The organism is Methylomonas sp. Kb3 (genome assembly GCF_002834115.1).
GTDB classification, from domain to species: domain Bacteria; phylum Pseudomonadota; class Gammaproteobacteria; order Methylococcales; family Methylomonadaceae; genus Methylomonas; species Methylomonas defluvii.
Genome location: NZ_PIZT01000035.1, coordinates 1 through 5922, shown reverse-complemented (window position 1 = coordinate 5922; position 5922 = coordinate 1). Strand labels below are relative to the sequence as shown.

The 5922-nt window shown below is 50.5% G+C and carries 8 protein-coding genes and 1 pseudogene; 7 read left to right on the top strand and 2 right to left on the bottom strand.

Annotated elements, in window-relative coordinates; genetic code table 11:
• The 4 genes from CWO84_RS24680 to CWO84_RS14950 form a co-directional block, all read left to right on the top strand.
• Positions 1 to 212 (top strand): hypothetical protein (locus CWO84_RS24680; protein ID WP_205800389.1); only part of this gene is annotated, 212 nt, incomplete at its 5' end.
• 208 nt (positions 213 to 420) lie between these two features.
• Entirely contained in the window at positions 421 to 1068 is a 648-nt protein-coding gene (locus CWO84_RS14960) for a transglycosylase SLT domain-containing protein (RefSeq protein WP_101053523.1), read from the top strand.
• Positions 1069 to 1086: 18 nt separating this feature from the next.
• Positions 1087 to 1398 (top strand): flagellar transcriptional regulator FlhD, encoded by a 312-nt coding sequence (locus CWO84_RS14955; protein ID WP_033159611.1) that lies wholly within the window; start codon positions 1087 to 1089, stop codon positions 1396 to 1398.
• The gene (locus CWO84_RS14950) at positions 1395 to 1946 is read left to right on the top strand and encodes a FlhC family transcriptional regulator (protein ID WP_101053522.1); all 552 of its coding nucleotides are present in this window, start codon (positions 1395 to 1397) and stop codon (positions 1944 to 1946) included. Before CWO84_RS14955 ends, CWO84_RS14950 begins: the two co-directional genes overlap by 4 nt.
• A 177-nt stretch (positions 1947 to 2123) precedes the next feature.
• Here the strand turns inward: CWO84_RS14950 and CWO84_RS14945 are convergent, their stop codons facing one another.
• A complete protein-coding gene (locus tag CWO84_RS14945) occupies positions 2124 to 3476 on the bottom strand; it encodes an IS1182 family transposase (RefSeq protein ID WP_033159613.1) in 1353 nt (450 codons plus the stop codon).
• A 210-nt stretch (positions 3477 to 3686) separates the two neighbouring features.
• On the opposite strand from CWO84_RS14945, the gene CWO84_RS14940 reads away from it, so the two are divergent.
• The 3 genes from CWO84_RS14940 (at position 3687) to CWO84_RS14930 (ending at position 5251) form a co-directional block, all read left to right on the top strand.
• A complete protein-coding gene (locus CWO84_RS14940) occupies positions 3687 to 4031 on the top strand; it encodes a UPF0175 family protein (protein ID WP_033159614.1) in 345 nt (114 codons plus the stop codon).
• 6 nt (positions 4032 to 4037) lie between these two features.
• On the top strand, positions 4038 to 4526 hold the full coding sequence (locus tag CWO84_RS14935; RefSeq protein WP_101053520.1) for a DUF3368 domain-containing protein: 489 nt from the start codon (positions 4038 to 4040) through the stop codon (positions 4524 to 4526).
• Positions 4527 to 4648: 122 nt separating this feature from the next.
• On the top strand, positions 4649 to 5251 hold the full coding sequence (locus CWO84_RS14930) for a hypothetical protein (protein ID WP_133120699.1): 603 nt from the start codon (positions 4649 to 4651) through the stop codon (positions 5249 to 5251).
• Between the two features lie 3 nt (positions 5252 to 5254).
• Here CWO84_RS14930 and CWO84_RS24455 read toward each other — a convergent pair.
• Positions 5255 to 5922 (bottom strand): annotated as a pseudogene (locus CWO84_RS24455) (conjugal transfer protein TraG); the annotation flags it as partial.

Genomic DNA, 5922 nt, shown 5'->3' with positions numbered 1-5922 from the left:
GATATGACAAACTAAAACGCAATTTTGAAGGTGCTATCGCCCTGGCTTGTGCATTTATCTGGGTGTCCATTTTTATTAGACCACTACATGGTTACCGATGTAAAAAGGCAACAGCCCCTATCATTCAACCTAACCATCTCCCGCAACCTACCCGCCAAAAACCGCCGTTCCTATTCCTGTCTGGTCAATATCGAGGCTTGCTTGGGTTGTAGAACGATGGTTTGTCTTTCACCTATTTGACGGTCAGTATGATAGGGGCGCTCCGGGTAACAAGGATTCCTTCCGTTCATAAGATTAAGTAAAAAAACAAGGCCAAATTCAGAGGATGGGCGAAAAACAGCTTAAAGAGTGGTTTTTCGAACATATAGAATTTTTGGCATCGTCGTAAACTCGCCTCAAGACCATTATGGCGAGCTTGCGATGTTCATTGTTCCTTCAAAAAATCTTAAGCATAAGTTTCCATTTCAAAACGTTGTTAAGCATCTTCGGATTGGCATGATGGGCGGCTTTTGCATCATCAGCCAACCCATGGAATCAATGGCTGCTGATTCCATTCAAGCGAATGGCAACAGCCAACAGTCCCTGGCATCAAACACTAAATTACAAAACACGCTGTGGGGGCAAGTAGGTCGTAGGCATCGCATTGATCCCTATATTCTGTATGCCGTTGCGCTCACGGAATCGCGAAAAAACGGCGCACAGAATCGAGTCATACCCTGGCCCTGGGCCATCAATAACGCAGGCAACGTCTTTATTCCCGGCAGTCAGCAGGAGGCAGAAGCCTTACTCAATCAAATGTTGGAGCAAGGCAAGCGCAATATCGACGTCGGCATTATGCAGGTGAATCTGCGATGGCATGGCCACCGTGTTGCGAAACCAGAGCAACTCTTGATACCAGGCACCAATCTCGAAATCGGCGCAAGCATACTCTCCGAGGCCATCCAATCAGTGCCTGACAATCTTGCACATGGCATAGGCCGATATTACAGTTGGAAAAACGAGCCGGCCGCCATCCAGTATGGGCAAAAAGTGATTGCCTTGGCTGATCAGATCCGAGCGATTCTTTAGTCCATCAAGGATTCCTGAATGGACGAAAATCTCTACAAACTCAATCTCGACTACCTCATCGTCGCTCAATCCTTAATTTTTTCCGGCAGCGAACAGAAAGCCATGTTCTGCTTAGGTCTCACGACCGAAGCGGTGTCGTTGCTCAGAAAGATGCCACTCGAACAGTTGAAGAGCCTGGCTCGAAGTGATTGCCTAACCTTTGCCCCCCGTTTCAACACCCACAAATGGAGCAAATTCCTAGACGTCCAAAAAACCGAAGACCCCGAAGCACTTGCCGCGCGGACTGTCGAACTCCTAACGCTTTTGTCCCCCCATTCACCAGAGTCATGAGCAACCATTGCTCTTTTGCTGCTCGACTCAAAGATCAGTATTGGGCCTATCAATCACTGAAACGAAAGTTGCGTACCAAATTGGCCAGCCGGGTCATCAAAACCCTGCGCCCCAAAGAATTGTGTAACCTTTACTTTTCGCTGCACCGCGAAAGCCCAGTGGCGGGACTGATCCCCAGCATTACGTCAATGCCGCAGTCACGCGAGTCGTTTCTTTACATGGCCCTATTTGCTTCAATCTATCGAAGCGCTTGCTCAGGCGCTATCAGAGCGGAAATAGACCTGAATGCCATGGTATTTGCCTGGGACACTTTTTGTAAATTCTACCCAAACCATATTCAGGAACGCCGGCCGTTTGGCCGCATACGGCCTGCAAATTTCGATGAAGCCTGGATTATCGTCGAAGCCCTGAGAGACGGACTCGCTGAATTACCTTGCTGTACGACCTGCCATACGCCCTATTTGGTCATTCATGGCTGTAAGTACCCGCAAGTCTGCCAAATGTGCATGCTAAGCCAAATCCCTAAAACCAGAATCATCACCGATTAATTGATCCTAGGAGCCCGTCGGACTTAAGTTTTTTTAAGCCGAAAATTTGGCGTCAGCCAAATGATCGAAGCCCTCAAGCTGTCGTAAAGTTACTCAGCCGGTCTTGAGAATTGATGTAGACGTGCTCCCCTTGGGTTATTCGACGGCATGCAACCCTATCATTGAGTTCGGCGGGGCTTATGCCCCGGCCAGCGCATACATCCGTTTCAGGTTAAACGCCATCGCCACCAGCTTCCATTCCCCGGTTACCGCGTCCAGTCCGCGTAGCGAGAACTGGCGAAAGCCCAGTACCTGCTTGATGATCCCGAATACGGGTTCCACCGTGCATTTGCGCTTGGCATAGCGGGCCTTGCCTTCGCGGGTTTTCAGGTACCAGGCCATGTTTTCCACCGGGTCGCCGGTGTTGGGTTTCGGCGCGTCGGCCGCCAGATATTCAGCCAGGGGCACAGGGTGGCTGTCGCGGCCCATGGCGATCAAAGGTTTGATGCCGCTTCGTTCGCAAGCCTGAACGTTGGCGGCGCTGAAGTAGCCCGTGTCGGCCAGCAGGGCATCGACTTGGCCCAACGTCTCGGGGAGTTTTTTCAGCTCGGCCAACATCGGTTCGACTTGTTGCTGATCGTTGGTCTGTTGCGTGACGCGGGTGGCGACGATCAGCATCGTGTCGGCGTCGACGGCGGCTTGGCTGTTATAGCCTTGCACGAAGCCTTCATGACTGGGCATGATGCGAGATTCTTCGTCGGTCAGGTTGATTTGGTCGTCAGGCTTGGGGCCTATTTCCGGGGTCTTGGGCTCCGGCCCTCTGGGCTTTTTGCCGGCCTGCCGCCCGGTTTCCCGGCGGGCAATCTTCGCCTCATACTCCTTTTGTGCCTGCTCATCGCGCGGCTTGACCCGCTCGGCGATCTGGGTTTTGGCATCGCGCAGGGCTTTCAATCGGTCTTCACGCCGCGCCAGTTCGGCCGGCAAGTCCAGACCGTCGCGGTCGTCCGCCGCATCGGTTTCGGCGGCCTTTTGTAATAAGACCTGGACCTCGTTCCGCAGCTGCGCTTCCAGCTTTTCGATGTGACCGTGGGACAAGGTTTTATGCCTGGAGGCGTTCGCCTTCACTTTCGTACCGTCCAGCGCAATTTGCCCCAGTTTCACCAACTTCATCGCTTGGGACAGGCTGAGGACCTGGACGAACAGATCTTCCAGCTTGATCAGGAAGGTTTTGCGGAAATGGGCCAGCGTATCGTGGTCGGGATGCGTATCCGCGGACAGGAAACGGAACGCCACCGAATCGTAGGTCGCTCGTTCGATCTTACGGCTGGAAAACACGCCGGTGGCGTAACCGTACACCAGGAGCGCCAGCAACACCGAGGGATGATAGGCCGCACTGCCGCGTCCCTGGTAACGGCTGGTTAATTGGCTCAGATCCAGTTGCTCGATGACTTCGACAACAAAACGGGCCAGATGAGCCTCCGGCAGCCATTCGTCCACCGAAGGCGGTAGCACGTAAAGTTGATGGCGGTTGACGGGAATGAATCGACTCATCACAGGCTCCGTATATCTGATCTTTTGACCCTCCTTATTTTACCAAACCGATGTCGCGGTTAGATCTACTGCGCTAAAGTCCGACAGGCTCCTAGGAGCAACGTTGTCTTGGCCACATAGGAGATCATTGTCCAGGGAGAAAACTTTATGCAGCAATTTTCATTTAGAGGATTATAATCCACCTATCCAATCTTCCTATGTAATCAGACTATGAAAACGGTCAATGTCAGCGGTCTAAAGAACAACCCCAGCGAAGCTCTGCGCATGGCTCACGAGGATATGGTCTTGGTTATGAATCGAAACGAACCAGACGCGGTGATGGTCGGCCTCAAAGCCGCCAAAATCATTGGAATGCCGGGCGTGCGTAAAGCCTTGGCAACGGCACTTTTCAAGGACGGTAACCTGTCCCTTGCCCGCTCCGCTAAACTGGCCGATATGCCGTTGGCAAACTTTATTGCGCACGTCTCGCGCCTGGGTATTTCCGTCATCGAGCAAACGGCTGATGAAGTCGAGGATGATTTGGACACTCTGGACCAGTGGCTCAACCAAGCCTGATCGCGGATGACCAAAAAAGTAATTGTCGATGCCAGCCCATTGATCGGACTGGCGTTGGTGGAGGGTTTAATCTGGCTGCCCCAGTTATTTGGCCAGGTTTTCGTACCCGAATCGGTGAAACAAGAAGTGTTACCGGGCAAATCGGTGCCAGGTGAACAAGCGCTGGTTCACGCATTTGATTCAGGTTGGCTAACGGTATGGCATGAATCCATAACACCACATTTGGACATTGATCTGGACACCGGAGAAACAGATTGCATCAACATTGCGCTGTCGTCACCCCAAAACTATTTGCTGATCATGGATGAACGTGCCGGCCGGGCTGTGGCCAAAGAATATCAATTACATGTCGCAGGTACTGCCGCCGTCATCGGACAGGCCAAAAAGCAAGGTTTGATTTCGTCTGCTCGAGCCACTTTTGAAATTTTGCATCGATCGGATTTTCGGATTTCGGCTACCGTGATCAACAAAATTCTGGCAAGTGTCGGCGAGTAAACCGTTCGATATGCAGGTCATCTTTCTTTGCCTTGTTGAAATAGTTCTGATCTAAATAACCGACTTGGAACGTTAGCTCAATCGCGGTAGGATTGCCCAACCGCTTAAGAATGGAGAATACAATGTCTTCACAGTCATCACTGCCAGATCGGTTCAAACGGCCCAACCAATCGATTCAAACTCGATCAAATCACTCAATGTTTAAGGGCCATCATGCAACTGTCGATTGTCCCGAATGCAACCGATCCATGGTGCCGAGAGTGGTCGTTTACTATGGCCGACCAGTCAAGTCAGTTTGCCCTTTCTGCGGCGCTACGTTTGCACGGTTTCCGAGCGGAGTTAGACAATTTTTACAGCGTTTTTCACAAAAGTCCCTTTCATTCGATGCTTTTAAACGAATAGCTTTGGTAACCGTTGGCTTTGGTTTGATTTGGCTCCTTGCAACGATGGAAATATTGCCTAACGAAATGGAAGCCCTTGGGATATTCGGTAGCATCATTTTCAGCGCTTTCGGCCTAGCTGAACTTTTTTATCAAACGATCGAATTCATTGCGAAACAGTTATCGCACAACAGTAGCCATTATTGGTCCGCTATAGGTTTGATCGCAATTCTGATTCCGTATGTTAGAGATGATCTAACCCGTTACGTCATGACGGCTTCCTTTCTGATGATAGCTCGATGGATACTGGCCGGTTTTGCAGCCGCCAAAAGTCTCTCTCATTGAAAGTTAATAGTTTATGCGGCCTCGCGCCCGATTGTAATTCCCAATCTGATCAATAAGGTCCACGCGGCCTTGACCAGCCGCACTTTTAAGTAGCTTGGCGATATCATTACCTTCGACACTGCCTTCCTCTTCTATCAACTGGCTTCTAGCGATACCAAGGTTGCCGCCATACTCGCCAGCAACAGCAATCCCCGCAAACGCCTCAAACATCGCGGCACGATAATAAGTTTGCTGAGTCGGAGTTAATTTATCTGTAACCTCATTTACTCTTTGATTTGCCCATACTTGAGAAGCCTCCTTAAATCCAGAATACGATTGGTTTGAAGCAAATTTTATTGAATCCCAAATTCCCATTCCTTGCGCTTGAGATTGTTGAACATATTCTGCAAACTCCTTGATATGTTGGTTACTAACCGATCCTAATGCTTCCAAATTTTTCGCGGAGTTATAAAGACTACCCCCCAGATAATTGTACGAAGCCTCTGCAACTGAAGGTGTTTCATTAGCCGCTGCCGCAATCGATTGTCTAAAGTGCTCCGCTTTGACATTCGCCAATTGACCAAAGCCTTCTCTTGAATTTTGTTCACGCTCGGCCAGGTTACGATCGTGTTGGGTTTCGACACGGGCTTCGCCACCGGCAATTTTTCCCGTCGCTGAACGAATCTGCGACT